The organism is Methylobacterium brachiatum, assembly GCF_900113845.1.
Classification (GTDB): Bacteria; Pseudomonadota; Alphaproteobacteria; order Rhizobiales; family Beijerinckiaceae; genus Methylobacterium; species Methylobacterium brachiatum.
Genome location: NZ_FOQW01000018.1, coordinates 35,635 through 60,607, shown reverse-complemented (window position 1 = coordinate 60,607; position 24,973 = coordinate 35,635). Strand labels below are relative to the sequence as shown.

Annotated in this window: 23 protein-coding genes and 1 pseudogene; 16 read left to right on the top strand and 8 right to left on the bottom strand. The window is 71.6% G+C overall.

Annotated features, from left to right (window positions below; translation table 11 throughout):
- Positions 1–2: 2 nt before the first annotated feature.
- Positions 3–1,604, bottom strand: a complete 1,602-nt coding sequence (locus tag BMZ47_RS21920; protein WP_091864242.1) for an ABC transporter substrate-binding protein — start codon at positions 1,602–1,604, stop codon at positions 3–5.
- 207 nt (positions 1,605–1,811) lie between these two features.
- Here BMZ47_RS21920 and BMZ47_RS21915 point away from each other — a divergent pair, with 207 nt between their 5' ends.
- The 5 genes from BMZ47_RS21915 to BMZ47_RS21895 are packed head-to-tail and all read left to right on the top strand — an operon-like array spanning position 1,812 to position 9,294.
- Entirely contained in the window at positions 1,812–3,356 is a 1,545-nt protein-coding gene (locus tag BMZ47_RS21915; protein ID WP_091864196.1) for an acetolactate synthase large subunit, read from the top strand.
- The gene (locus tag BMZ47_RS21910; protein WP_091864195.1) at positions 3,353–5,710 is read left to right on the top strand and encodes a penicillin acylase family protein; all 2,358 of its coding nucleotides are present in this window, start codon (positions 3,353–3,355) and stop codon (positions 5,708–5,710) included. The genes BMZ47_RS21915 and BMZ47_RS21910 overlap by 4 nt, the downstream gene beginning before the upstream one ends.
- A 34-nt stretch (positions 5,711–5,744) precedes the next feature.
- Positions 5,745–7,238, top strand: a complete 1,494-nt coding sequence (locus BMZ47_RS21905) for a M81 family metallopeptidase (protein ID WP_091864194.1) — start codon at positions 5,745–5,747, stop codon at positions 7,236–7,238.
- Positions 7,235–8,377 (top strand): M20/M25/M40 family metallo-hydrolase, encoded by a 1,143-nt coding sequence (locus BMZ47_RS21900; protein ID WP_091864193.1) that lies wholly within the window; start codon positions 7,235–7,237, stop codon positions 8,375–8,377. The genes BMZ47_RS21905 and BMZ47_RS21900 overlap by 4 nt, the downstream gene beginning before the upstream one ends.
- 11 nt (positions 8,378–8,388) lie before the next feature.
- Complete coding sequence (locus BMZ47_RS21895) at positions 8,389–9,294, top strand: NmrA family NAD(P)-binding protein (protein WP_091864241.1); 906 nt, start codon at positions 8,389–8,391, stop codon at positions 9,292–9,294.
- Between the two features lie 2 nt (positions 9,295–9,296).
- Here the strand turns inward: BMZ47_RS21895 and BMZ47_RS28675 are convergent, their stop codons facing one another.
- Together BMZ47_RS28675 and BMZ47_RS21890 are read right to left on the bottom strand one after the other, a co-directional pair.
- On the bottom strand, positions 9,297–9,461 hold the full coding sequence (locus BMZ47_RS28675; RefSeq protein WP_167369082.1) for a hypothetical protein: 165 nt from the start codon (positions 9,459–9,461) through the stop codon (positions 9,297–9,299).
- A gap of 75 nt (positions 9,462–9,536) precedes the next feature.
- Complete coding sequence (locus tag BMZ47_RS21890; RefSeq protein WP_091864192.1) at positions 9,537–10,931, bottom strand: amidase family protein; 1,395 nt, start codon at positions 10,929–10,931, stop codon at positions 9,537–9,539.
- A 319-nt stretch (positions 10,932–11,250) separates the two neighbouring features.
- On the opposite strand from BMZ47_RS21890, the gene BMZ47_RS28670 reads away from it, so the two are divergent.
- Entirely contained in the window at positions 11,251–11,412 is a 162-nt protein-coding gene (locus tag BMZ47_RS28670; protein WP_007560031.1) for a hypothetical protein, read from the top strand.
- A 72-nt stretch (positions 11,413–11,484) separates the two neighbouring features.
- Here the strand turns inward: BMZ47_RS28670 and BMZ47_RS21885 are convergent, their stop codons facing one another.
- Together BMZ47_RS21885 and BMZ47_RS21880 are read right to left on the bottom strand one after the other, a co-directional pair.
- Entirely contained in the window at positions 11,485–12,393 is a 909-nt protein-coding gene (locus BMZ47_RS21885; protein WP_007560029.1) for a metallophosphoesterase family protein, read from the bottom strand.
- Positions 12,394–12,457: 64 nt separating this feature from the next.
- A pseudogene (locus BMZ47_RS21880) lies at positions 12,458–12,949 on the bottom strand (VIT1/CCC1 transporter family protein); the annotation flags it as partial.
- Positions 12,950–13,235: 286 nt separating this feature from the next.
- On the opposite strand from BMZ47_RS21880, the gene BMZ47_RS21875 reads away from it, so the two are divergent.
- Genes BMZ47_RS21875 through lpxK form a run of 3 tightly spaced genes read left to right on the top strand, consistent with a single transcriptional unit; the run spans position 13,236 to position 16,347 of the window.
- Entirely contained in the window at positions 13,236–14,021 is a 786-nt protein-coding gene (locus BMZ47_RS21875) for a lysophospholipid acyltransferase family protein (protein ID WP_091864191.1), read from the top strand.
- Positions 14,018–15,349, top strand: coding sequence for a 3-deoxy-D-manno-octulosonic acid transferase (locus BMZ47_RS21870; RefSeq protein ID WP_007560024.1), 1,332 nt, complete (start codon positions 14,018–14,020; stop codon positions 15,347–15,349). Before BMZ47_RS21875 ends, BMZ47_RS21870 begins: the two co-directional genes overlap by 4 nt.
- Positions 15,349–16,347, top strand: coding sequence for a tetraacyldisaccharide 4'-kinase (gene lpxK / locus BMZ47_RS21865; RefSeq protein ID WP_091864190.1), 999 nt, complete (start codon positions 15,349–15,351; stop codon positions 16,345–16,347). Before BMZ47_RS21870 ends, lpxK begins: the two co-directional genes overlap by 1 nt.
- On the opposite strand, the gene BMZ47_RS21860 is transcribed toward lpxK, so the two are convergent.
- Both BMZ47_RS21860 and BMZ47_RS21855 read right to left on the bottom strand, forming a co-directional pair.
- Positions 16,325–16,543: a DUF2093 domain-containing protein gene (locus tag BMZ47_RS21860; RefSeq protein ID WP_007560020.1), complete on the bottom strand. Its 219-nt coding sequence runs from the start codon at positions 16,541–16,543 to the stop codon at positions 16,325–16,327. The genes lpxK and BMZ47_RS21860 overlap by 23 nt on opposite strands.
- 52 nt (positions 16,544–16,595) lie before the next feature.
- Positions 16,596–17,582, bottom strand: a complete 987-nt coding sequence (locus BMZ47_RS21855) for a bifunctional riboflavin kinase/FAD synthetase (protein WP_039902322.1) — start codon at positions 17,580–17,582, stop codon at positions 16,596–16,598.
- 291 nt (positions 17,583–17,873) lie between these two features.
- Between BMZ47_RS21855 and BMZ47_RS21850 the strand changes: the two genes are divergently transcribed.
- From BMZ47_RS21850 to BMZ47_RS21825, 6 genes are all read left to right on the top strand, one after another.
- Complete coding sequence (locus BMZ47_RS21850; RefSeq protein ID WP_007560016.1) at positions 17,874–18,257, top strand: response regulator; 384 nt, start codon at positions 17,874–17,876, stop codon at positions 18,255–18,257.
- Positions 18,258–18,367: 110 nt separating this feature from the next.
- Positions 18,368–18,901, top strand: a complete 534-nt coding sequence (locus BMZ47_RS21845) for a protein phosphatase CheZ (protein ID WP_091864189.1) — start codon at positions 18,368–18,370, stop codon at positions 18,899–18,901.
- Between the two features lie 111 nt (positions 18,902–19,012).
- Complete coding sequence (locus BMZ47_RS21840; RefSeq protein ID WP_091864188.1) at positions 19,013–19,807, top strand: creatininase family protein; 795 nt, start codon at positions 19,013–19,015, stop codon at positions 19,805–19,807.
- Positions 19,808–19,877: 70 nt separating this feature from the next.
- Positions 19,878–20,594 (top strand): DUF1223 domain-containing protein, encoded by a 717-nt coding sequence (locus tag BMZ47_RS21835; RefSeq protein ID WP_091864187.1) that lies wholly within the window; start codon positions 19,878–19,880, stop codon positions 20,592–20,594.
- 122 nt (positions 20,595–20,716) lie between these two features.
- Entirely contained in the window at positions 20,717–21,274 is a 558-nt protein-coding gene (locus BMZ47_RS21830; protein WP_039902353.1) for an RNA polymerase sigma factor, read from the top strand.
- Positions 21,274–21,936 (top strand): NrsF family protein, encoded by a 663-nt coding sequence (locus tag BMZ47_RS21825; protein WP_091864186.1) that lies wholly within the window; start codon positions 21,274–21,276, stop codon positions 21,934–21,936. The genes BMZ47_RS21830 and BMZ47_RS21825 overlap by 1 nt, the downstream gene beginning before the upstream one ends.
- A 3-nt stretch (positions 21,937–21,939) precedes the next feature.
- Here BMZ47_RS21825 and BMZ47_RS21820 read toward each other — a convergent pair whose 3' ends face one another.
- Positions 21,940–22,431, bottom strand: coding sequence for a YcgN family cysteine cluster protein (locus BMZ47_RS21820; protein WP_091864185.1), 492 nt, complete (start codon positions 22,429–22,431; stop codon positions 21,940–21,942).
- Between the two features lie 239 nt (positions 22,432–22,670).
- Between BMZ47_RS21820 and BMZ47_RS21815 the strand changes: the two genes are divergently transcribed.
- Positions 22,671–24,971 carry a transglycosylase domain-containing protein gene (locus BMZ47_RS21815; protein WP_091864184.1) on the top strand — a complete coding sequence of 767 codons (2,301 nt, stop codon included), beginning with the start codon at positions 22,671–22,673 and terminating at the stop codon, positions 24,969–24,971.
- The last annotated feature ends 2 nt before the right edge of the window (positions 24,972–24,973 follow it).

The window sequence follows — 24,973 nt, the reverse complement described above, 5'->3', positions numbered from 1 at the left end:
GATCACTTCACGCTGACGAGGGTGAGGTCGACGAACCAGGATTGCGGGGAGACGAAGCCGTGGATCTTCTTCGACATCCCGCGCGGGTTGAGATCATGCACGATGAACAACCACGGCGGGTTGTCTACCAGCCGTTCGTGAGCGAGCGCCGTCTGCGCGTCGATCACCTTGGCATCGTCGGTCTCGGCCAGCGCCTTGAGGGCGGCGTCGAACGCGTCGTCCTTCCAGTTCGGGAAGTTGAAGCCGCCCGGCGGGAACCGGTCGCCCGCGAAGTAGCGCGCCATCACGCTCGGGTCGGACGAGGGCGAGGAGACGTTGAGCGCCATCGAGCCCTGGAGGCTCGGCGCGTCCGGCAGGGCCCGGCTCGAGTTCAGCAGCACCTGCCACTCGACCACGTTGAAGCTCAGCTCGACGTTGCAGGCCTGCTTCAGGTTCTCCTGCAGGTACTCGTTCATCGGCATCGGCAGCATCTGGCCCGAGCCCGAGGACGAGATCATCACCTTGAGGCTGAGCGGCTTCTTGTCCGAGTAGCCCGCCTCGGCCAGCAGCGCCTTGCCCTTGGCGGCGTCGAACCCGTAGCGGTTCTTCGGCGCGCCGAAATTCGGGTCCTTGTCGTTCAGCCAGCCCGAGGCCGGCTCGGCGGTGCCGTTGAGCAGCTCGACGATGGCGGCCCGGTCGACGCAGTAATTCAGCGCCTGGCGGACGCGCACGTCCTTCAGCGGGCTGTCCTTGGCGCCGATATTGAAGATGTACGGCCAGACATGCGGGTAGGAACCCGTGGTGATGGCAAAGCCCGCCTGTTTCAGGGACGGGATCGCGTCGGGCGCCGGCACCTCGATCCAGTCGACCTGCCCCGAGCGCAGGGCCGCGACCCGGGCATTCGCCTCCGGGATCGGCATCAGCCGGACCTTGTCGACCTTGGCCATCCGGCTCGGGTCCCAGTAGCCGTCGAACTTGGCGAGGTCGACCGATTCCCGCGGCGCGACCCGGGTGATCTTGAACGGCCCGGTGCCGGCGGCCGGCAACGAAGCCACCTTGGCCCAGTCGCGCCCGGCCTTCTCGAAGGATTGGGGCGAGGTGAACAGCAGGTAGACCACCATGTCGGGGAAGTACGACGCGACCTGCGTGGTCGTGATCTGCACGGTGGCGTCGTCGATCTTCCTGTAGCTCCCGACCAGCGGCGCCCGGGCCCGGGAGATGCCGGCCCCCTGCGGCTCGAATTGCGGGCTGTCGTTCTTGAAGTAGCGGTCGAGGTTCCAGATCACCGCGTCGGCGTTGAACGGGGTGCCGTCATGGAAGCTCACGCCCCGGCGCAGGTGGAAGGTCCAGATCGTCTTGTCGCTGGGGTCCTGCTCCCAGCGCTCGGCCAGGGCCGGGATGATGCCGGCGAGCTTGTCGGTGCTCTTCAGGTCCCATTGCACCAGCCCCTCGAAGATCGGGTAGCCGAGGAAGCGCATGCCCTCGAAGCCGTTATTGGGCATCCCCGTGGCCGTGGGGATGTCTGAGGCGGTCATGGCGATGCGAAGGACGCTCTCGGCATGGGCCGCGGGAGCCAGCGCCAGGGAACCGGCGAGGGAGTAGGCGAGCAGGCGGCGCAGTTTCATCGGATCCCGTTCGTCGACGTTGCGGGCCGCCACCGGCAAATCCCGCGCCAGATCGTGCGATAGTCCCGGCGTCCGATGACCGGCAGCGGCGCGTTTCGGCCCTTGCGCTCGGCGCGGGCTGCGCCACGATAATAATGAATGCGAGTCGCCGGCCGCACGAGCCGGACCGAGAGGGAGCCGCCCGTGACCGATGGGACGCCAACCACGATGAACGGGGCCGAGAGCCTCGTCCGGACCCTCGTCGCCGGCGGGGTCGAGGTCTGCTTCACCAATCCCGGCACGTCCGAGATGCATTTCGTGGCGGCGCTCGACCGGGTCGAGGGGATGCGCTGCGTGCTGTTCCTGTTCGAGGGCGGGGCCACCGGCGCCGCGGACGGCTATGCCCGCATGGCCGACAAGCCGGCCTCGACCCTGCTGCATCTCGGGCCCGGCCTCGCCAACGGGCTGGCCAACCTGCACAACGCCAAGAAGGCGCGCACCCCCGTCGTCAACATCGTCGGCGAGCACGCCACCTATCACCGCGAGTACAACGCGCCGCTGACCTCGGATATCGAGGGGCTGGCCCGCCCGATGTCGTCCTGGGTGCAGACCGGCATGAGCGCCGCCGAGATCGGATCCGACGGCGCCGCCGCCATCGCGGCCGCCCGCACGGCGCCGGGGCAGGTCGCGACCCTGATCCTGCCGGCCAACACCGCCTGGGACCCGGGCACGGGCGTCGCGCCGGTGCCGCCGATCCCCGAGCGGGCGCGAGCCGAGGATTCGGCGATCGCGGCCGCCGTGGCGGCGCTCGCCAGCGGCGAGCCGGTGCTGCTCCATCTCGGCGACCGGGCGGTGCAGGGCGAGGGCCGGGTGATCGCCGACCGGATCGCGCGCAAGACCGGCGCGACGCTGATGGCCATGACCTCGAACGCCCGGATCGACCGCGGCGCCGGCACGGTGCCGATCGAGCGCCTGCCCTACCCGATCGACCAGGCGATCGCGGCCCTGAAGGGCTTCCGCCACATCATCCTGATCGGCGCGACCCAGCCGGTCGGCTTCTTCGCCTATCCGGGCAAGCCGAGCCTGCTCGCCCCGGAAGGCTGCGCGACCATTACCCTCGCCACCCCCGAGGAGGACCAGATCGACGCGCTGGAGCGGCTGGCCGAGGCGGTCGCCGCCCCGCCGGCCGAGCCCATCGCGGCCGGGCCGCGGCCGAAGCTCCCCGCCTCCGGCCCCCTCGACCAGGACGCGATCGGTCAGGTCCTCGGGGCGCTGATCCCGGAGGGCGCGGTGATCTGCGACGAGTCGATCACCACGGGCCGCAACTTCTTCGCCCTGACTCGGGATGCGGCGCCGCATTCCTGGCTGCAGCTCAGCGGCGGCTCGATCGGGCTCGGCATCCCGATGGCCACCGGGGCGGCCATCGCCTGCCCCGGCCGCAAGGTGATCAATCTCCAGGCCGATGGCAGCGGGCTCTACACCGCCCAGGCCCTCTGGACCCAGGCCCGCGAGCGCCTCGACGTGGTGACGCTGATCTGGTCGAACCGCTCCTACGCGATCCTGCGGGCGGAGCTCGCCAATGTCGGCGCGCACAATCCCGGCCCGAAGGCGCTGGGCATGCTGAGCTTGGACAATCCGGCCATCGATTGGGTCAGCCTCGCCCGCGGTTTCGGCGTGGAGGGCCGCCGTGTCGAGACGCTGGAGGACTTCATCGCGGCGTTCCGGCACGGGCTGGACACACCCGGTCCGCACCTCATCGAAGTCGCCCTGTGAGCGAGGCAGCCTACGCGCTGCCCGGTCTCGAAGGCCCGGCCGAGATCCGCGTCGACCGCTGGGGCCTGGCCCATATCCGCGCCGCGACGGCGCTCGACGCGTTCCGGGTCCAGGGCTTCAACGCCGCCCGGGACCGGCTGTGGCAGCTCGACCTCTGGCGCAAGCGCGGCCTCGGCCTGCTGGCGGCGGATTTCGGGCCGGGCTACCTCGCGCAGGATCGCGCCGCGCGGCTGTTCCTGTATCGCGGGGACATGGCGGCCGAGTGGGCCGCCTACAGGCCGCAGGATACGCAGGCGATCGTCACCGCCTTCGTGGACGGGATCAACGCCTTCGTCGCGCTGACCGAGACGCGGCCGGACTTGCGGCCGCCGGAATTCGCCCTGACGGAGACGCGCCCGGCCCGGTGGCACCCGGAGGACGTCGTCCGGATCCGCAGCCACGGGCTCGTGCGCAACGTCCTGTCCGAGGTCGCCCGCGCCCGGGTGCTCGCCCGGGCCGAGACCCGCGAGGACGGGCTCGCCGCCGACGACCTGCGCAAGCGCATCAGCCCGCCGCATGATCCCGTGCTGCCAGATGGCCTCGACGCCGCCGACTGGCCGGACGACCTCCTCGACGATTTCCGTCTCGCCACCGCCCCGGTCGGGTTCACCCAAGAGCGGATGGCGGCCACGCGCGCGGAGGCCTGGGACTGGACCAAGGTCGACGCCCACGGCGCCGTCACGCGGGGCCCGCGTTCCGCCCCGAAGGAGCCGGTCGAGGGCTCGAACAACTGGGTGGTGGGGCCGGCCCGCACCGAGACCGGCCGCCCGATTCTGGCGAGCGACCCGCACCGGATCTACCTGCAGCCGTCGCTGCGCTACGCCGTCCATCTCACCGCCCCGGGCCTCGACGTGATCGGGGCGGGCGAGCCCGCCCTGCCGGGTATCTCCATCGGCCATAACGGCCATTCCGCCTTCAGCCTGACCATCGCGCCGATGGACCAGGAGGATCTTTTTGTTTGCGAGACCGATCCGGCCGATCCCGATCGGTACCGGTACGGCGACGGTTGGGAGCCGATCCAGCGCGTCACCGAAAGAATCCCGGTGCGCGGCGGGCCGGACGAGACCGTGGTGCTGGGCTTCACCCGGCACGGTCCGGTGCTCCGCGAGGCGGGTGGCCGGGCCTTCGCGCTGCGCACCGTCTGGTCCGAGCCGGGCGCTGCCGCCTATCTCGGCAGCCTCGCTTATCTCGGCGCCACGAGCCCGGAGGCGTTCGGCCAGGCCCTGCACCATTGGTCGGCGCCCTCGGTCAACCAACTCTACGCCGATGTGACCGGGCGGATCGCGTGGTTCATGGCCGGCAAAGCGCCGGTGCGGCCGGCCCATGACGGGTTGCTGCCGGTGCCCGGCGACGGCCGCCATGACTGGGTCGGGTTCCATGATCCGAGCGCCCTGCCCCGTCGCATCGACCCGCCGGAGGGCTACCTCGCCACCGCCAACGAGATGAACCTGCCGCCGGATTTTCCCGCCGAGGATTGCAAGCTCGGCTTCGAATGGGCGGAGCCCTGGCGCGCCCGGCGCATCCGCGCGGTGCTGGACGGCCAGAGCCGGCATACGCTGGACCAATCCCGCGCGCTCCAGGGCGACGATGTTTCGGAGCCGGCTCAGCGTCTCGCCGCCCTGGTGCGGGCGCTGCCCCAGGGGGCGGATGTGGACGTCGAGGCGGCCCGCACCCTGCTGACGCCGTTCGACGGGTCGCTGCACGAGGATTCAGCGGCGGCGGCCCTGATCGAGCTGTTCTGGGTCCGGCATCTGCGCCCGGCCCTGCTCGAAGCCCTCGTGCCCGATCCTGCAACGCGTCGCCTGCTGCCGCCCGGCGACACGCAGAGCCTGATCGAGCAGCTGGAATCTGGCCTCGATCCGGCCGCCCGCGACGCCTTGCTGACGGGGACGTTGGGCGCCGCCTTCCGGGAGTGCCGCACCCGGATGGGGCCGGATTCCGGGACCTGGTCCTGGGGCCGGATGCACCACGCCCTGTTCGCCCACCCGCTCTCGGCCCTGCGGTCGGATTCGGCCTGGGATGTCGGTCCCTTGGCCGTCGGGGGCGCCGCGGCATCAGTCATGCACGCGGAGTACCGGACCGACACGTTCCGGCTGACCCACGGCGCCTCGTTCCGCATGGTCGTGGATGTGGGCGACTGGGACCGATCGGTCTTCATCAACGTGCCGGGCCAGTCGGGGGACCCGGGCAGCCCGCATTACGCCGACCTGGCCCCGATCTGGGGGCGCCGGGACCATGTGCCGATGCTCTACGGCCGCGCCGCCGTCGAGGCGGCCACCGAGACGATCATCACGCTGAGCCCGGCCTCCGCCTGACCGGCGGCCGGCCGAAGACGAGGACCGAAAAACCTTGCAGATCTTCATCGCCGGACTGGCCACCGAGACCAACACCTTCGCACCGCTGCCCACCGGCCGCGCGGCCTTCCTGGCCGATTATGCCCGTCGCGACGGCACCAAGACGGCGCCCCGCCTCAGCAATATCGGTCTCAAGGCCTGGCGCGCGCTGGCCGAGGCGGACGGGCACAAGGTCGTCGAGAGCCTCTCGACCTTCGCGCAGCCGGGCGGGATCACCCTGCGCGCCGTCTACGAGGAGCTGCGCGACGCGCTGCTCGACGACCTCCGGGCCGCCATGCCGGTCGATGCCGTGCTGCTGTTCATGCACGGCGCCATGGTCGCCGAGGGCTATGACGATTGCGAGGGCGACACCCTGGAGCGGGTCCGCGCCATCGTCGGCCCGGACGCGACGATCGGCGTCGAGCTCGACCTGCACTGCCACCTCACCGAGGCGATGCGGCGGAGCGCCGACGTCATCGTGATCTACAAGGAATACCCCCACACCGACATCGTCGACCGCGCCCGCGACCTCTACCCGCTGGTGATGCGCACGGTCGCCAAGGACATCCGGCCCGTGATGGCCTATGCCGATTGCCGGATGATCAACATGTGGCGCACCACCCGCGAGCCGGTCGCGAGCTTCGTGCGCCGGATGGAGGCGCTGGAGGGGCGGGACGGCATCCTGTCGGTCTCCTTCGGGCACGGCTTCCCCTGGGGCGACGTTCCGGATGTCGGCGCGAAGATGCTGGTCGTTGCCGATGGCGACGCCGCCAAGGCCCAGGCCCTGGCGGACGACCTCGCCCGGGAGGTCTGGGCGATGCGCGAGGAGGCGGCGAGCCGCTGCGACAGCATCGATGCCGGCATCGACGCGGCTTTGGCCTCCGACGACCCGCGCCCGATGGTGCTGGCCGACTTCGCCGACAATGCCGGCGCCGGCGCGCCCTCCGACAACACCGCGATCCTGGCGCGTCTGGCCGAACGCGGCATCAGGGACGTGGCGCTCGGTCTGATCTGGGATCCCGGCGCGGTCGGGATCTGCCACGAGGCGGGGCTCGGCGCGACCTTCGTGCTGCGCATCGGCGGCAAGTGCGGCGTCACCTCGGGCGATCCGGTGGACCTGCGCATCACCGTGCGCGGCCTCTCGGAGGATCACAGCCAGGGCGGCCTCAGCGGCGGCCGCGCCCGGCTCGGACCCGCCGCCTGGGTCGAGGCCGACGGGATCCACGTGGTGCTGACCCATATCCGCCAGCAGGCCTTCGCGCCCGACGCCTTCACGGGATTGGGGCTGACCCTCGACGACAAGCGGATCGTGGTGGTGAAGTCGATGCAGCATTTCTACGCCGCCTTCGCGCCGATCGCGAGCGAGGTCCGCTACGTCGCGGCGCCGGGCGCGGTCCCGCCGGATTACGGCGCGATCCCCTACACCAAGCGCTCGGGCCGCTACTGGCCCAAGGTCGCCGATCCCTTCGCCGATCCCTTCGCCGAGTCTTCCGTCGAGAGCGCCCGATGATCCCGGACCTGCCGTTCGACGCGGAGTCCATCCTGGCGACGTTGCGCCCCTGGGTGGAATGCGAGAGCCCGACCCACGATGCCGCCGCGGTCAACCGCATGATGGGCCTGGCCGCCCGCGACCTCGCGGCCGCCGGGGCCGCGGTCGAGACCATTCCGGGGCGGATGGGCCTGAGCGATTGCGTGCGCGCGCGGTTCCCCCATCGGCACCGTGACCAGCCGGGCATCCTGGTGCTCGGGCATCTCGATACCGTGCATCCGGTCGGCACCCTGGCGAGCCTGCCCTGGCGGATCGAGGGCAACCGCGCCTACGGGCCGGGCATCCTCGACATGAAGGGCGGCAACGTGATCGCCCTCGCGGCGATCCGCGCCCTCACGGCCGCCGGCATCGAGACGCCTTTGCCGGTAACCGTCCTGTTCACCGGCGACGAGGAGGTCGGCAGCCCCTCGACCCGGGACCTGATCGAGGCCGAGGCCGCCCGCCACGCCTTTGTGCTGGTGCCCGAGCCCGGCCAAGCCGACAACGGCGTCGTCACCGGCCGCTACGCCATCGCGCGCTTCGACCTCGAAGCCGTCGGCCGCCCGAGCCATGCCGGCGCGGCGCCCCACGAGGGCCGCTCGGCGATCCGCGCCATGGCGCGCATGATCCTGGCGATCGACGGGCTGTCGGACGCGGATTGCACCTTCTCCACCGGGATCGTCTCGGGTGGGCAATGGGTCAATTGCGTCCCGACCCTGTGCCGCGGGCAGGCCCTGAGCATGGCCAAGCGCCAGGCCGATCTCGACCGCGGCGTCGAGCGGATGCTGGCCCTGTCGGGTGAGCAGGACGGCGTCCGCTTCGCCGTGACCCGGGGTGTCACCCGGCCGGTCTGGGAGCCCGATGCCGGCTGCATGGCTCTCTACGAGCAGGCGCGGACCTTGAGCGAGGCGCTCGGCCAGCCCCTGCCCCACCGCAGTGCCGGCGGCGGCTCGGACGGCAACTTCACCGGCGCCAACGGCATCCCGACGCTCGACGGCCTCGGGCCGCTCGGCCAGGGCTACCACACCCTCGACGAGCATGTGCTGATCGAGACGCTGCCTCAGCGGGCGCGGCTCTTCGCGGCCCTGCTCGCCGATCTCGGCGCGGCGGGCCGATCGTGAGCCCGGCCCCCGTGACGATCGCGGTTGCCGGTGCCACCGGCGATCTCGGCCTGCGGATCGTGCGGGCGCTCCGGCGTGAGGGCGCCAGCGTCACCGCCATCGTCCGCCCCGGGACGGATCAGGCCCGGCTCGGGCCGCTCACCGCCCTGGGCGCCCGCGTGGTCGAGGCCGGCCCCGGCCGTCCGGGCAGCTGGCAGGCCGCCTGCGCGGGGTCCGCCTGCGTGGTCTCGGCGTTGAACGGCTTGAGCGCCACCGTCATCGACGCGCAGACCGCACTCCTGGAAGGCGCCGTCCGGGCTGGCGTGCCGCGCTTCATCCCGTCCGATTTCTCGATCGACTACGCCAAGACCGCACCGGGCGGGAACCGCAACCTCGACCTGCGTCGGGCCTTTCAGGCGCGCCTCGATGCGGCGTCAATCCAGGCCACGTCGGTGCTCAACGGCGCGTTCATGGAGCTGCTCGACGGACAGGCCCCGCTGATCCTCCACCGCCCGCGCCGGGTTCTGTACTGGGGCCGTGCCGACCAGATCCTCGACTTCACGACCGAGGACGACACCGCCGCCTTCACGGCCCGGGCCGCCCTGGATCCCACGACCCCGCGCTGGCTGCGCATCGCCGGCGACAGCCTCAGCGCCCGCGATCTCGCCGATGCGGCGACCGCGGCGCGGGGCAGGCGCTACCGGACGCTGCGCGCCGGCGGGCTCGGTTCGCTGGGCTTGATGATCCGCGTCGCGCGGACCCTCGCCCCCGGCCGGGGCGCGGTGTTCCCGCCCTGGCAGGGCATGCAGTATCTGCGCGACATGTTCGAGGGCCGCGCCCGGCTCACGCCCCTCGACAATGACCGTTACCCGGACCTGCGCTGGACCCGGGTCCCGACCTTCCTAGCCCAGGCGGCCGAGGCGCACGGACACAGCTGAGATCAGGCCCGGCCCCAGCCCAGCGCCGCGATCGCCACGGCGCCGATCACGCCGCCGACCGTGCCGCCCCCGAAAAAGCCCGCCAGAGCCAGCAACGGCCCCGAGGAGGCCGTCAGCGCGCAGACCAGTGAACTTCCGACGCAGCCTGCGGTGGCGATCACGGACATGGGGACCTCGCACAACTAACAGTTGTATAAGCGAGGCCATTTCAATCTGGTTCCCCTCGGCCGACCGGCGTCGGCTCAGACGGGATCGACGGGCATTTCCGGCACGCCGGCCGCCTCGATCGCGGCGCCCGCCGCCAGGCACAGGTCTTCCCGGTACCGGGCGGCCACGAGCTGGACGCCGACGGGGGTCCGCCCGACGAGGCCGGTGGTGACGGTGAGCGCCGGCACACCGATCGGCGCCAGGCCCACCTGCAGCAGGTTCGCCTCGAAGGCGCGCTCGATCCCGGCCGTGCCGGTGCGGTCGAGCCCGTCCGGGAACGGCAGCTCTGCGGAGACCGGCACCAGCAGCACCGGATGCTCGGCGAGGAACAGCGACCATTCCCGGGCCAGCGTCGCCCGGCGGACGAGCGCCCTGGCGATGGCGTCCGGCGCCATCGCCTCCGCCCGCCCGCGGAAAGACTCGAGCAGATCGATGGCCGCCGGATCGCCCTCGCGGTCGGCCGCCGCCCGGGCCGCTTCGTAGCCGTCGCCCAGCCAGAGCTGCAGCTGCAGCGCGCTGGCCTCGCGGATCGGCGGCGTGTCGGCGATCTCCTCGACCGCCCAGCCGGCCTCGGTCAGCCGGCGCGCCGCCTCGCGCAATGCGGCCTCGACCTCCGGCACGACCGCGAGGCCCCCGGGCCGCACGCACAGGGCCGCCCGGCACGGTACCGCGGGACCGTCCAGCGGCGCCGGCACCCACCACGGGTCGCGCGGGTCGGCGGCCGCCATCGCGTGGAGGCCGAGACGCAGATCCGCGATGCTGCGGGCGAGCGGGCCCGACACCGCCATGAGCTGCGGCCCGATTCCGCGCTCGGGCGACGAGGCGTTCCAGGCCGGGATCCGGCCGAGGCTCGGACGCAGACCGTGCACGCCGCAGGCATAGGCCGGATAGCGCACCGAGCCGGCGATGTCGGTCCCGTGGGCGATCGCCCCGATCCCGGCGGCCACCGCGGCGCCCGCGCCCCCGGACGAGCCCCCGGGCGTCAGCGCCGGATCGCGCGGGTTCTTGGTCTCCCCGTGCAGCAGGTTGGTGGTGAACCACCGCAGCGAGAAGGCCGGCGTGTTGGTGCGCCCGAGCAGCACCGCCCCGGCCCGGCGCAGGTTGGCCACAACGGGGTTGTCGTCGGCCGCCACGAGGTCGCGCTGGAGGCGCAGCCCGTTCGTGGTCGCGAAGCCGCGCTGGTCGACATTGACCTTGATCGTCACGGGCACGCCGGCGAGCGGCCCCAGGGCGTCACCGCGGGCGCGGGCGGCATCGACCGCGTCGGCCTGCGCCAGCACCTCCTCGGGGCGATGCTCGACCACGGCGTTGATCCGGCCGTTGACCGCATCGAGCCGACCGAGGGCGGATTGCGCAACCTCCCGGGCCGAAACCTGGCCGGTGCGGATCAGGGCCGAGAGGTCGGTCGCGGTCAGACGCCAGAGCTGCATGAGAGGTCCCTTCGCCGAGCCCTGCGGGGGCGGGATTCGCTTTTGATTCGTGTCGCGCGGGGCCGCGGCACGGTCCGGCGTCACCTTATTCTGTATGCAACGGACCGGCCGCATTTTTAAGCACGCATCGATCGCGAGCGATGGCAACGGTTTCCCGCACTGCAGCAGAAGCCGCTAAGCATTTCGCCGTAGCCGACCCTTGCCAGACATAGATCGATTGATAACCTCGTCACTGTTCGCGCGTTCGACCGGCCAGACCAGCAGAAGGATCGCTCTCCTCCGACGAAGACAGGCAACCTCCAGCACAAGGCAGGCTTCCATGGCAGAGATGATTCGCGTCAAGCCGACTCACGACGGCACCTACACTGTCTATCGCGGGACTCTCGCGTTGATCAGCGGCCTGACCCGCCTTCAGGCCGAGCGCTACGAAGCCAGCATCAGCCAGCAGCAACGGGCCGAACTCGCCTCCGCGAGCAATTGAATCCCGCGCCGAGGCCGGCCCCCGAACGGGTGCGGCCGGCCTCGGAACGGACGGCGCTCAGGGACGCGGACGTCAGTCGAGGGCGATCGGTCCGAGGTCGCAGACGGTTCCGCCCGCATCGAGGCCCCGCCGTCGCGCAGTCACCGCGTAGCCGGCACCATTCCGAGTGATCTCGTAGAGCAGGTAGGAGGCGCGGCGTGCCGCCAGGCCGCCATGCCCGTCCGGCCGCGCCGATGCCGAGGGCGCGCCGATCACCGGCACGAAGCGTCCGTCCGGTCCCGGGACCAGGGCGCTGGTGGTGGTGTGGTTGTGGCCATGCAGGATCAGCTCGGCCCCGGCGCGCGCGATCATCGCCGTGAAGGCGGCGGCATCCTTGAGCTCGCGCCCCGATGACGCGCCCCCCGGCTGCGGCGGGTGGTGGATCATCACCACCCGGAACGGCTTTCCGGGCTCCGTGGCCAAGGCCCGCAGCAGGGATTCGGCGGCCGCGAGCTGCGGCGGGCCGAGCCGGCCGGTCGCCACGAAGGGCTTCGTCGGGATGGCGCTCGACAGGCCGACCAGCGCCACAGGCCCACGCCGCCGCAGATAGGGAAACCGGCCGGACGAGCCCGAATCGTCGCCGGTATAGCCGCTGCAGGCCGCCAGCAGGCCTTCCAGGGAGCCGCGGACATAGGCGTCGTGATTGCCGGGGACGAAGCTCACCGTCTCGGGCGAGCCCAGCGCTTCGAGGAATGTGCGCGCGGTCTCCCACTCGCTCGGCAGGCCGATGTTGCACAGGTCGCCCGTGCAGGCGACATGCGCGGCCCCCTGCTGCTTCAGATCCGCCACCAGGGTCTCGAGCACGGTCATGTCGTGGCTGCGCGACCGGCCCCGCCGCCAGTTGGCGTAGCCGGTGGCGCGCTTGCCGATGAGCTGGTGCAAACGCACGCGGCCCAGCGGGCCGACATGCGGGTCACTCAGATGGGCCAGGCGGAAGGTCAAGGCCGACGATCAACGCTCGAGAGGGGCAGGGACGCGCCCCGCATCGCGGTCGCGAGGCCCCGCGTCAAGCGCTGCCGATCAGCATCCCGGCGGCGAGCACCAGCGCGCCCCCGAGCATCACCTGCAGCGCCGCGCGCCAGAACGGCGTCGCCATGAAGCGCGTGCGGATCGCCGCGATCGCGACCAGCTCGACGATCACCACCAGGACGGCGAGGCTGGTGGCGAGGAGGAACGGATCCGGCCAGCCCGGCGGGAGCTGGTCCGGGATCGCGTAGGGCAACGTATGTCCGAGGCCGCCGAGCGTCGTCATCACGCCGCAGACCAGGCCACGCATCCAGGGATCCCCCCGCCCGGTGACGCTGCCGTCATCCGACAGCGCCTCCGTGAAGCCCATGCTGATGCCCGCCCCGACGGAGGCCGCGAGCCCGACCAGGAAGGTCGCGCCGTTATGGCCGGTGGCGAAGGCCGCCGCGAAGATCGGCGCCAGGGTCGAGACGGATCCGTCGATCAGGCCCGCAAGCCCGGGCTGCACATAGCGCAAGGCGAAGACACGCCGGGCTTCGGCGACCTCGGCCGCTGTATCGAGGGCTGCTGCCATGGGCTCGCACTCCTGTTTAGATGAATTCCAATCTATAGTTTGGAACGTATCTAAACAAGGAGGGTTCGATCTTTTGTTGGACGCGGGTCGAGCTTCCGCGGAGCGGGCGCACGACGAAGGGACGATTCGCTATCCCTGGCGGCGCGCGAGTTGCGTTGGCTCGGGCCAGGGGACTAGACCGTGGGCGGACGAATCCCCGCCCGGTCCGTTCGGGCTGCGCCGCTCCGGCTGCCACAAGCGTCTCATGAGTCTCGGCAAGCGCATCCTTCGCCATCCCGCCGTTCAGCGCGTCCTCGGGCGCCTGGCGGCCGGGTATCTGCGGCTCGTGCAGGCCACGAATCGCTTCGAAGTCCATGCCGATGCGGCCGGCCCCGGTGCCGCGGATGGGTGGATCGACGCGCAGGTGCCGCTCATCGCCGGGATGTGGCACGGGCAGCACATCATGATGCCGTTCATGCGCCGGCCGAGCGACCGGGTGGCCACGATCATCTCGAAGAGCCCGGACGGCAACATCAACACGATCGCGCTGGAGCACCTCGGCGTGCGGGTGATCCGGGCCTCCGGCGCCCGGGGCCGGGACCGGGCGACCGATACCCGCGCCAAGGGCGGGGCCGAGGGGTTGCGGGCGATGCTGCGGGCCCTCAAGGCCGGCGAGTCCGTCGCCTTCAGCGCGGACGTGCCGAAGGTCTCACGCCGCTGCGATGCCGGGATCCTGACGCTGGCACGCTTCTCGGGCCGGCCGATCGTCCCGGCCGCCGTGGTGACGAGCCGGCACCTGCGCTTCAAATCCTGGGACCGGGCCTGTCTCGGATTGCCGTTCGGGCGGGGCGCGGTTGTGCTGGGGGAGCCGATCTACGTCGCCCGCGATTGCGCCGGCGATGAGTTCGAGGCGCTGCGGCGGCGCCTCGAAGCCGAGATGAACCGGGTCCATGCCCGCGCCTACGCGCTGGTGGGACGTGCCGACCGCGCAGCGCTCTATCGCAGCACGCCGCCGGCCGCGGCCGTCGATCCGGTCGGAGAATCCGCGTGAAGCTCCCGTCCGTGACCCTGCCGTTGCAGGTCTACCGTGCCGGCCTGTGGGTCGGCGAGCCCGCTCTGGCCGGCCTCCTCGCCTGGCGTGCCCATCGCGGCAAGGAGGATCCGCTGCGGCTGCCCGAGCGGCGCGGCCTGCCCGGCCGGGCCCGCCCGGTCGGGCCGCTCGCCTGGATGCACGGCGCCAGCGTCGGCGAGGTCCTGTCGCTGATCGGTCTGGTGGAGGGCATGATCGCCCGGGGCTTCTCGGTGCTGGTGACCACCGGCACCCGCTCGGCCGCCGAGCTGATCCGGGGCCGCCTGCCGCCCGGGGCGGTGCACCAATACGTGCCGCTCGACGCGCCGCGCTGGGTCGCCCGGTTCCTCGCCCATTGGCAGCCGAACCTCGCCATCGTTGCCGAGTCGGAGATCTGGCCGAACACGATCCTGGAGCTGGACGCCCGCGAGATCCCGCTCATCCTGGTCAACGGCCGGATGTCGGAGCGGTCGTTCAAGGGCTGGGAGCGCTGCCCGCGCACCGCCAAGGCGCTGCTGTCGCGGATCGCGGTCTGCCTGACGCAGACCCAGGAGGACGGCGCGCGCTACGCCAAGCTCGGCGCGCCCCGGGTCAGCATCACCGGCAACCTGAAATTCGACGCCCAGGTCCCGCCGGTCGATCCGCAGCAACGCGCCTATCTGGAGGGCATGATCGCCGGCCGGCCGGTCTGGGTCGCGGCGAGCACCCATCCGGGCGAGGACAGCATGGTGGCCTACGCCCATGCGGTGCTGAAGGCGCAGTTTCCGAAGCTCTTGACGATCCTCGCCCCCCGCCATCCGAGCCGCGGCGCCGAAGCGGCCGAAGCCGCGGCGGCCTACAATCTGCGCAGCGCCAGACGCTCCAGCGGCGGTCGGCCCCATCCGTCCGTGGAGATCTACGTCGCCGACACGATCGGCGAGCTGGGCCTGTTCTACCGGCTCGCACCGCTGGCCTTCCTCGGCGGCTCGCTCGTCCCGCATGGCGGCCAGAACCCGATCGAGCCGGTCCGCCTCGACACCGCGATCTTGCACGGGCCGCACACGGACAATTTCGACGCGGTCTATCGCGCCCTCGACCGGGCCGGCGCCGCCCTGCCGGTCAAGGACGGCGTCGAGCTGGCCGCCATGGTCGGCGAAGTGCTGGGCGATCCGAGGCGTCTCGCCGGCATGGTCCAGGCCGGCCCGGGGGCGCTGCGGCCGTTCGAGGGGGCGGTCGGGCGCACGCTCGCGGTGCTCGAACCCTTCGTGGCGCAGATGAAGCTTCAGCGGCTCGACCGAGGCGATCTCGCGCGGCCGCTCGCGCGGGCCTGATGCGGCCACCGCGCTTCTGGGCGGCGGGGGCCGACCACCCGGCCGCGCGGTGCCTCGCACCCCTCGGCGCGGCCTACGGCGCGCTCACCGCCCGGCGCATGGATCGGCCCGGCGCCAGAGCCGGCTGCCCGGTCCTGTGCCTGGGAAACTTCACCCTCGGCGGGGCCGGCAAGACGCCCGCCGCGATCGCGGTCGCCGCCCTGCTCACGGAGCTCGGCCGGAAACCGGCCTTCCTGTCCCGGGGCTATGGCGGGCGTCTCGCCGGACCGGTCCGGGTCGATCCCGACGGTCATGCCGCCGCGGATGTCGGCGACGAGCCGCTGTTCCTCGCCCGCCACGCGCCGACAATCGTAGCCCGGGACCGCCCGGCCGGGGCGGCGCTGTGCCGGAGCCTCGGCGCCGACGTGATCGTCATGGATGACGGGCTGCAGAACCCGTCGCTCGCCAAGGATCTCGCCTGGGCGGTGGTCGATGGCGGCGGCGGCATCGGCAACGGCCGCCCGTTCCCGGCCGGTCCCCTGCGCGCGCCGCTCGCGCGGCAATGGCCCCATGTCGCGGGCCTGATCCTCGTCGGCGACGGCGCGCAAGGCGCGGGGGTTGCAGAAATCGCGGCGCGCCGCGGGGTGCCGGTCCATCGGGCGCAGCTGATCCCGGAGGGCGCCGGTTTCGCCGGCCGGCGCTGCCTGGCCTTCGCGGGGATCGGCCGGCCCGAAAAGTTTTTCGCGACCCTGCGCGGGACCGGCGCCGTGATCGCGGCCGAGCGGCCCTTCCCGGATCATCACCCCTATCGTGACGCGGATTTCGCCGCGCTCGCCGCGGAGGCGGCCCGGCTCGGTGCGGATCTCGTGACCACCGAGAAGGATGCCGTGCGGCTGCCCGCCGCCTTCGCGGCCCGGGTCGACGTGCTGCGCGTGCGCCTCGTGCCGGGTGATCCGGAGGCGCTGCGCCGCCAGATCCGGCAGGCGCTGCCAGAGGCTACGGACGTCCGGTTTCCTTGAGGCGTTTCATGATCGCCTCGGGCGACACGTAGGCTTCCTGCCGCGTGGCGCTCCAGTAGCGCAACCCGTCCAGCGGGATCGACTCGCCGGTGACCGCGCAGCGCACGAAGCTGCCCGGCTTGACCACCCGCATGGTGCCGTCCCCGTACTCGACGACCGCCTCGCCGTTCTGTCCACGCTCGTAGCGACCCAGCACATCCGCCTCCTGATCAAGCCCGCCTTCTACATCATCTCACGCGATCGGAGAATCAGGCGAGCATCGATGGGGTCCGGTCGGCGGCCAGCAGGGACCGGGCCGTGTCGGCGTCGATATGCATGCGCGCGATCAGCGCCTCGGCGCTGTCGAACCGCTCCTCGCCGCGGATGTAGCCGACGCATTCGACCGCGATCTCCCGCCCGTAGAGGTCGCCCGCGAAATCGAACAGGTAGACTTCCAGCAGCGGCGCGCCGTCGTCGAAGGTCGGGCGGCGCCCGTAGCTCGCGACCCCGTCGCGGATCTCGCCCGGCCCGAGGCGCACGCGCACCGCGTAGATACCGTGCGCCAGCCCGCAATCGGGCAGCATCACGTTGGCGGTCGGGAAGCCGAGCTGGCGCCCGCGCTTGTCGCCGTGGCGGACCTGGCCGAGGACGAACCAGCGATAGCCGAGCAGCGCGTTGGCCCGGGCGACGTCGCCCGAGGCCAGGGCCGCGCGGATCGCGCTCGACGAGACCGGCTCCGTCTCGCCCCCGAGGGCGACCGGCTCCACGATCCGGCAGCCGAGCCCCGCCTCGCGGCAGAGCTCCGCCAGGATTGCCGGCGTGCCTTCGCGGCCACGGCCGAAATGGAAATCGTGGCCGACCACGACCCCGGACAGGCCGAGCGAGCCCTTGAGGAACGCGAGCACGAAGGCGCGCGCGCTCGTGGCGGCCAGCGCGCCGTCGAAGCGACGCACGATCAGCCCGTCAAGGCCAAGACGGGCGAACACGATCTCCTTCGCGGCCAGCGAGGTCAGGCGGAACATCGGCGCGTCGGGTGCGAAATAGGCGCGCGGATGCGGCTCGAAGGTCAGCACCGCCGCCGGCCGGCCGGCCTCGCGCGCCGCCGCGCGCACGTTCTCGACCAGCACCCGGTGACCGCGATGGACGCCGTCGAAATTGCCGATCGCCGCGACCGCGCCGGACAGGGCGGGCGGGACCGGAGCGTCCGCGCCGCAAATCGTGAAGGGCCGCATGGCCGGTTCGTCGCCTGAGGCCATCGATTCGGGGTCGGAGACTCGGAAGGGTCGGATGGAAGCGCCTGAGCTGTCCGCGTCAGGCCCGACGCCGCCGGACCCTGCCGAAACCCGCCCGGAGGGTCAAGCGAAGCGACCGCGCTGCGACATTGCAGGAGCCGGCCGCGAATGACACACCTGCAGATTAACGGCTTCGCAATGCGCGTGCCCTATTTTAAATGCTGTGCAGCGCGGCTATTTTGCGGCGTTAGTGAAGCGTTCATCTTTCCGGGAGCCGCCGCGGCTTCCCGCCGGGCAATACGGAGCAGTTGGTCTATGGCTCTCGATCTGAGCATGCCGATCCTCGTTGTCGACGATTACCAGACGATGGTCCGAATCATTCGGAATCTACTGAAGCAACTCGGCTTCGAGGAGGTCGACGACGCGTCTGACGGTACGGCAGCACTGGCGCGGCTCAAGGACCGCAAGTACGGCCTGGTCATCTCCGACTGGAACATGGAGCCGATGACCGGCTACGAGCTCCTCCGGCACGTGCGGGCGGACGAGAACCTGCGGACCACGCCGTTCATCATGGTCACCGCCGAATCGAAGACTGAAAACGTCATCGCGGCCAAAAAGGCCGGCGTGAACAACTATATCGTGAAGCCCTTCAACGCGGCGACGCTCAAATCCAAGATCGAGGCCGTCTGCGGGAACTAATGAGTTCCCTGGCACGTCCCACGCGCCCTCCGGCGAAGCCCTCGGCACGCCGGAAGACGCCCAAGAGCGATGCCGCCGGCATCGATGGTCGCCGATCCCAGGAGGAGAGCATGGCTTCATCCGCCGCGCGCCAGCCCGATATGCGGTTCCGTGAGCCGCACGCCGTGATCTCCGAGTTGATCGAGATCGCGGATTACATCGCCCATCTGCGCGAGGAGATCGGCGCGCTCCGGGCGAACGAGATGAGCCGCGACCGGATCCCCATGGCCCATGAGGAGCTCGGCAGCGTCGTCGAGGCCACGGCCGGGGCGACCAATACGATCATGGAGGCCGCGGAGGCGATGCTGAGCCTCCCGGACGGGCCGGGCTACCGGGATGCGGTCGAGGAGCGAATCAACACGATCTTCGAGGCCTGCGCGTTCCAGGACATCACCGGCCAGCGCATCGCCAAGGTGGTCGAGGCCCTGCGGTTGTTCGAGCAGCGGCTCGCCCGCTTCGTGGGCGCCGTGAAGGCCCGCGATGCCACCTCCACCGATCCGGCGGAGCTGGCCCGCCGCGCCCGCGCCGAGAACCTGCTCCTCAACGGTCCCCAGGCCCTCGAGGAAACCCCGTCTCAGAACGACATCGACGCCCTCTTCGCCTGACCGGCTCCAGATCGGTCGACCGGCATTCGACGCGGGGCGCTCGGGCGGTATAGATCGCCGTCGGCAACCAGCGCCGAACGGTGGTTTCGAGGGAAGGTCCAGGCCAGGATCATGGTGGCGCGGCTCTGGTCCGATCTGACCACGGACGATCTGGCGCGGCGCGAAATGCGGCGCGCCGTTGCGGTGCTGCCGGTGGCCGCCATCGAGCAGCACGGCCCGCACCTGCCGCTCGGCACGGACGCGATCATCGCCGAGGGCTACCTCGCCCGCGTCCGCGCGCTGGTCCCTGACGACCTCGACGTTCTGCTGCTGCCGGTCCAGACCATCGGCAAATCCGACGAGCACGATGCCTTTCCGGGCACGCTCTCGCTCGATACCGGGACGGCCCTGGCGGCCTGGATCGGGATCGGCGCCGCGATCCGGCGCGCCGGGTGCCGCAAGCTGGTGATCGTCACGAGCCATGGCGGCAACAGCGCCCTGATCGATCTCGTGGCCGGCGACCTGCGGGCGCAGTACGGCCTCGTCGCGGTCACGACATCCTGGGCCCGGTTCGGCTATCCGGACGGACTGTTTCCCGCCGACGAGATCGCGTACGGCATCCATGCCGGCGGCGTCGAGACCGCTTTGATGCTGGCCCTGCGGCCGGATCTGGTGCGGACAGACCGGATCGCCGATTTCCCGCCGCGCAATCGCGCCATGGTCCGGGATTTCACCCATCTGCGCGCCGGCCGGCCCGCCGCTTTCGCCTGGAAGGCCGGCGACCTGCACCCCTCCGGAGCCATGGGCGACGCCCGCTTGGGCTCCGCGTCGGCCGGCCGGACCGCGCTTGATCACGGTGCCGCCGCCTTCGTCGAGCTGCTGCGGGACGTGGATCGGTTCGAGCTCGACGGATCCGATCGGGCGTAACCGGCGCCGGCATCCGGCCGAAAGATCGGTCACGCGCCGGCACTCTCCGCCGGTGTCGGGAGGCCCGGCCATGAAAAGCGTCGCGTTGATCTCCGCTGCCCTGATGCTCGCCGCCGTGCGCCCGGCCGTATCGCTGGAGCGCCCCGTCGTCGTCGAGCTGTTCACCTCGCAGAGCTGCTCGTCTTGCCCGCCCGCGGAGGCGCTGATCGGCCGGCTCGCCCATGAAGGTGCGGAGGTGCTGCCGCTGGCCTTCCACGTCACCTACTGGAACCATCTCGACTGGCGCGACCCCTATTCGCTGCCGGCCGCCACCGCCCGACAGAACGACTACGCCGCCCGGTTCGGCGGCCCGAGCTACACGCCACAGGCGGTGATCGACGGCCAGGCGGGCCTCGTCGGGTCGGACGAGGCCGCGCTGCGGTCGGCAATCGCGCAGGCGCGGAGCGCCGGGACGTCGGTCCCGGTGACGCTGGCGCGTGACGGCGGCCGCCTCACCGCCCGGGTCGGGGCGGGCCGCGGCGCCGGCCGGGTCCTGCTGATCGGCTTCGACCCGAGCCACACCAGCCGGGTCCTGCGCGGCGAGAATGCCGGGCGCACCCTCGAGCAGGCCAACGTCGTCCGGGCGATCCAGGATCTCGGCCCCTGGTCCGGCGCCGCCGCGACCGTCGAGGCCGCCGCGCCCGCCGGCGAGACGGCGGCCCTGCTTCTGCAGGCGGAGGATGGCCGCATCCTGGGCGCGGCCCGCCTCGACGAGCGCCCCGCCGCTGTCGCGGGGGGGCTGCGATGATGCTGTCCATGTCGGGTGGCTTGGCGGGTGGCTTGGCGGGGGGCGGATGGGTGCTGGCGCCGGACGCCAACCCCGGGCTAGACTCGATGCAGGCCGGGGAACGGATCGGCGGCGGGGCCCGCATGGCGCTCGAAGGGGAACTGGCCGCCATGATGGCGGCCGCGCAGGGTGGCGACGCGGCCGCGTATCGCGCCCTGCTGAAGGCCTGCCTGCCCGTCGTCTCGGCGATCGCCCGGGCGCAGGGCGTGCGCGGCGAGGCCGTGGACGACGTCGTCCAGGACACGCTGATGACCGTGCATCGGGCGCGCGCCAGCTACGATCCGGCACGGCCGTTCCTGCCGTGGCTGCGCGCCATCACCCAGCGCCGGGCGATCGACCGCCTGCGCCGGGCCGGCCGGCGGCCGCGGGAGGTTCACGACCCCCTCGCCTACGAGGCCGAGGCCGATCCCGGCCCCGAGCCCGGCCAGGGTCTCGAGGCGCGCGACCGCGCCGCCGCCCTGGCGCGCGCGGTCGCGTCCCTGCCGGACGGTCAGCGGCAGGCCGTGGAACATCTCGGCCTGCGCGAGCTGTCGCTGGACGAGACCGCCGCCCTCACCGGGCGCAGCAAGGGCGCCCTCAAGGTCAACCTGCACCGGGCCCTGAAGGCCCTGCGCGCCAACCTGATGCAGGAGCGGCGCTGATGGCCGATCTGGCCCGTCACGAGCGGCTCGTCGAGGAACTCGCCGGCAACCTGGAGCCGGTCCGGCCGCTGCCTTCTCCCGCTCTTCGCGCCGGTCTGTGGCTCGGCGCGGCCCTGCTCATCGGGCTGATCCTGGCGAGCCGGATCGACACCAGCGGCTTCATGCTGCGCATGGGCGTGCCGGATCTCGCCTGCGCGGCGCTGGGCGCGGCGCTGACCGCCGCGAGCGCGGCCTTCGCGGCTTTCGCGACCAGCGTGCCGGGCCGCTCCAAGCTCTGGGCGCTGCTGCCGCTGCCGCCGCTGGCCCTCTGGATCGGGGCGAGCGGGTTCGGCTGCCTGCGCGACTGGATCGCCCCCGGCACCGGCCAGCCGCATCCGGAAGAGGTCGCCGGCTGCTTCAGCTTCCTGGTCTGCGTCTCGGTGCCGCTCTCGGTGCTGATCGTCGTCATGCTGCGCCGCGCCTGCCCGCTCCGGCCGAACCTGACGGCGGCCCTGGGCGGCCTCGCCGCCGCGGCTGCGGCCGCGACGCTGCTGATGCCGTTCCATCCGCATGATGCCACCGCGGTGGATCTGCTGATCCACGCGGTCGCGGTCGTCGGGGTGATCGGGCTCAACGGCCTCGCGGGCGGCCGGCTGCTCGGCCGCCGGGCCGGGCTCGCCTGAGGATCACGGCGCGTCCGGATCCGCTCCCGGCCAGGCCACGATCCGGTCCGGAAGCTCGTCGTCCGAAAATTCCTCCTCGTTGCCGGCGAGCCGGCCCCGGATGGAGATGCCGGCCTCGTGCACGCTGGAGGCGCGGCCCGAGACCAGGGGATGCCACGGATAGAGCGGCTCGCCGTCCCGGATGAGGCGATAGGCGCAGGTCGGCGGCAGCCAGGGGATGGTGCGCACCGCCTCCGGGGTCAGGCGGACGCAATCGGGCACGCGCTTCTGGCGCCGGGCATAGTCGCGGCACCGGCAGGTCAGGCCGTCGAGCAGGGTGCAGCCGATATCGGTGTGGTGGACTTCGCCGGTCTCGTCGTCCTCGAGCTTGATCAGGCAGCAGCGACCGCACCCGTCGCACAGGCTCTCCCACTCGGACGGCGTCATGGCTTCGAGGGTCTTGGTCCGCCAGAACGGCTCGGCGACCCCGCGGCGCAGCGCCTCGAGCTTGGACATCGGTCAATCTCACGATCGGGAAGAGCGTGTCTCTGCCCGAGCCGACGCCGCGGGGCAAGCGGCCCGGCCTGCGGCGAATCACGAGACCGCGCAGAGCCTCGCCGACCGTTCCGGATCCTGCTAAGGAAGGGCACGCCGCGTGGTGTCTCGGCCGCGGGATCCTGGCCCGCGGCGCGGGCGCTCGATCCTTCGCCGCCAAGATCCGCCGCAGAGGCGCTCGACAAGCCGGGTCCGACAACGTGCGCCTGCCGACGCTCACCGAGATCAAGATCCGCATCGAGCGCGCCGCCCTGGCGTTCGATGCCTGGGTCAATGCCGGCCTGTACGACAGTGGGCGGTCCACCGGCGCGGCCTACGAGCGCTACCAGCGGGTCATGAGCCGGTTCGCGGTGCATGGCTGGAAGCGGTTCGCCCTCGACCTGACCAGCGAGGCCGTCACCCTCGGCGCCGGCGGCGCGGTGCTGCTGCTGGCCTTCGCGCAGCCCGCCTTCCAGCTGACCAGCGAGAACTGGCTGAAGCAGCAGGACCTCGCGGTGACCTTCCTCGACCGCTACGGCACGGAGGTCGGGCGGCGGGGCATCAAGCACGACGACTCGCTCAAGCTCGACGAGTTTCCCGACATCATGATCAAGGCGCTGGTCTCCACTGAGGACCGGCGCTTCTACGAGCATTGGGGCATCGACCCGATCGGCACCCTGCGGGCGCTGGTGAACAACTCGCGCGGCGGCGGCAACACCCAGGGCGGCTCCTCGATCACCCAGCAGCTCGCCAAGAATCTCTTTTTGACGAACGAGCGCTCGCTCGAAAGAAAAATCAACGAGGCGTTCCTGGCCCTGTGGCTGGAGAGCCACCTGACCAAGAACGAGATCCTGAAGCTCTATCTCGACCGGGCCTATATGGGCGGCGGCACCTTCGGCGCCGTGGCGGCGGCGGATTACTATTTCGGCAAGCCGCTCAAGGACATCAGCCTGGCCGAGGCGGCCATGCTGGCCGGCCTGTTCAAGGCGCCGACGAAATACGCGCCGCACGTCAACCTGCCCGCCGCCCGCGCCCGCGCGGCCGACGTGCTGCACAACATGGTCGAGGCCGGCTTCGTCACCGAGGGCCAGATCCAGACGGCGCTGCGCAACCCGGCCACGCCCGTTACCCGCACCCGGGACATCACCGCCGATTACTACCTCGATTGGGCCTTCGGCGAGATCAAGGGCATGGCCGATGCGGGCAAGCTCCGCAGCGACCGGGTGCTCACCGTGAAGACGCCCCTGGACCTCGCGATCCAGAAGCGGGCCGACGACGTGGTCGCCGACATCCTGCGCAAGTCCGGCGACGCCTTCGACGTGGACGAGGCCGCCATGGTCATCCTCGACCCGGACGGGGCGTTGCGCGCCATGGTCGGCGGCGCCGATTACGGCGAGAGCCAGTTCAACCGCGCCACCGACGCGCTGCGTCAGCCCGGCTCCTCATTCAAGCCCTACGTGTATTCCGCCGCCCTCGCCTCGGGCCTCTACAAGCCCGAGACCGTGGTGGTCGATAGCCCGGTCTGCATCGGCAATTGGTGCCCGCAGAATTACGGCCGGTCCTATGCCGGCCGGGTGCCGATGTGGCTCGCGGTGGCGAAGTCGATCAACACGATCCCGATCAAGATCTCGATCGCGCTCGGCAAGGCCATGGGCATCAGCCACGAGGCCCGGGCCGCCAAGGCCGGCCGCGCCAAGATCATCGAGACCGCCCACCGGATGGGCATCACCTCGAACCTGATCGACACCGTCTCGATGCCGATCGGCTCGGACGAGGTGACGGTGATCGACCAGGCGGCCGGCTACGCGGTGTTCGCCAATGGCGGCTTCAAGGCCAAGCCGTATGCGGCCATGGAGGTGAAGAACTCGTCGGGCGAGGTGATCTACCGCCACGCCGACGAGCCGCCGGATCGGGTTCTGTCGCCCCAGGTGGTGGCCGACATGAACTTCATGCTCAACAAGGTCGTCGAGGAGGGCACCGGCAAGCGCGCACAGCTGGAAGGCGTGAAGGTCGCCGGCAAGTCGGGCACCACCAATGCCTACCGGGATGCCTGGTTCGTCGGCTACACCGGCAATTACGTCGGCGCGGTCTGGTTCGGGAACGACGACCACACCTCGACCAACAAGCTCACCGGCGGCTCGCTCCCGGCGCAGCTCTGGCACGACGTGATGGAGCCGGCCCATCAGGGGATCGAGATCAAGGGCCTGCCCGGCCTGAAGGACAATCCCCGCGCCGCCCAGCAGCAGGCGTCCGGCGGGCCCACCGCCCCGCTCGACCCCAATGCCAGCGCCTACGGCAAGCTCTCGCGCCGCTCCTTCGAGGTGATCGGCGGGCTCAACGGCCTGTTCCGCACGGTCGAGCGCGCCCCCGCCGGCGAGGCGCGGCCGGATGCCGGCGGCGCCGACAAGGCCACGCAGAAGACCGACCGGAAACCGGGCGACCGGGCCGCGGCCCCCTCGGCGCAGCCGCGGGAGGTGGCCGAGGGCACCCGATCCGTCGGCGGCCGCATCGAGCTGCGGTGATC

What these genes read in the sequence shown, in the direction of transcription:
- BMZ47_RS21820 (WP_091864185.1), bottom strand. Translation starts at nt 22,431, where the DNA reads ATGTCCAAGCTCGAGGCGCTGCGCCGCGGGGTCGCCGAGCCGTTCTGG.
- BMZ47_RS21900 (WP_091864193.1), top strand. Translation starts at nt 7,235, where the DNA reads ATGATCCCGGACCTGCCGTTCGACGCGGAGTCCATCCTGGCGACGTTG.
- BMZ47_RS21850 (WP_007560016.1), top strand. Translation starts at nt 17,874, where the DNA reads ATGGCTCTCGATCTGAGCATGCCGATCCTCGTTGTCGACGATTACCAG.
- BMZ47_RS21825 (WP_091864186.1), top strand. Translation starts at nt 21,274, where the DNA reads ATGGCCGATCTGGCCCGTCACGAGCGGCTCGTCGAGGAACTCGCCGGC.
- BMZ47_RS21830 (WP_039902353.1), top strand. Translation starts at nt 20,717, where the DNA reads ATGGCGCTCGAAGGGGAACTGGCCGCCATGATGGCGGCCGCGCAGGGT.
- BMZ47_RS21890 (WP_091864192.1), bottom strand. Translation starts at nt 10,931, where the DNA reads ATGCAGCTCTGGCGTCTGACCGCGACCGACCTCTCGGCCCTGATCCGC.
- BMZ47_RS21875 (WP_091864191.1), top strand. Translation starts at nt 13,236, where the DNA reads ATGAGTCTCGGCAAGCGCATCCTTCGCCATCCCGCCGTTCAGCGCGTC.
- lpxK (WP_091864190.1), top strand. Translation starts at nt 15,349, where the DNA reads ATGCGGCCACCGCGCTTCTGGGCGGCGGGGGCCGACCACCCGGCCGCG.
- BMZ47_RS21845 (WP_091864189.1), top strand. Translation starts at nt 18,368, where the DNA reads ATGGCTTCATCCGCCGCGCGCCAGCCCGATATGCGGTTCCGTGAGCCG.
- BMZ47_RS21835 (WP_091864187.1), top strand. Translation starts at nt 19,878, where the DNA reads ATGAAAAGCGTCGCGTTGATCTCCGCTGCCCTGATGCTCGCCGCCGTG.
- BMZ47_RS28675 (WP_167369082.1), bottom strand. Translation starts at nt 9,461, where the DNA reads ATGTCCGTGATCGCCACCGCAGGCTGCGTCGGAAGTTCACTGGTCTGC.
- BMZ47_RS21920 (WP_091864242.1), bottom strand. Translation starts at nt 1,604, where the DNA reads ATGAAACTGCGCCGCCTGCTCGCCTACTCCCTCGCCGGTTCCCTGGCG.
- BMZ47_RS21915 (WP_091864196.1), top strand. Translation starts at nt 1,812, where the DNA reads ATGAACGGGGCCGAGAGCCTCGTCCGGACCCTCGTCGCCGGCGGGGTC.
- BMZ47_RS21840 (WP_091864188.1), top strand. Translation starts at nt 19,013, where the DNA reads ATGGTGGCGCGGCTCTGGTCCGATCTGACCACGGACGATCTGGCGCGG.
- BMZ47_RS28670 (WP_007560031.1), top strand. Translation starts at nt 11,251, where the DNA reads ATGGCAGAGATGATTCGCGTCAAGCCGACTCACGACGGCACCTACACT.
- BMZ47_RS21855 (WP_039902322.1), bottom strand. Translation starts at nt 17,582, where the DNA reads ATGGCCTCAGGCGACGAACCGGCCATGCGGCCCTTCACGATTTGCGGC.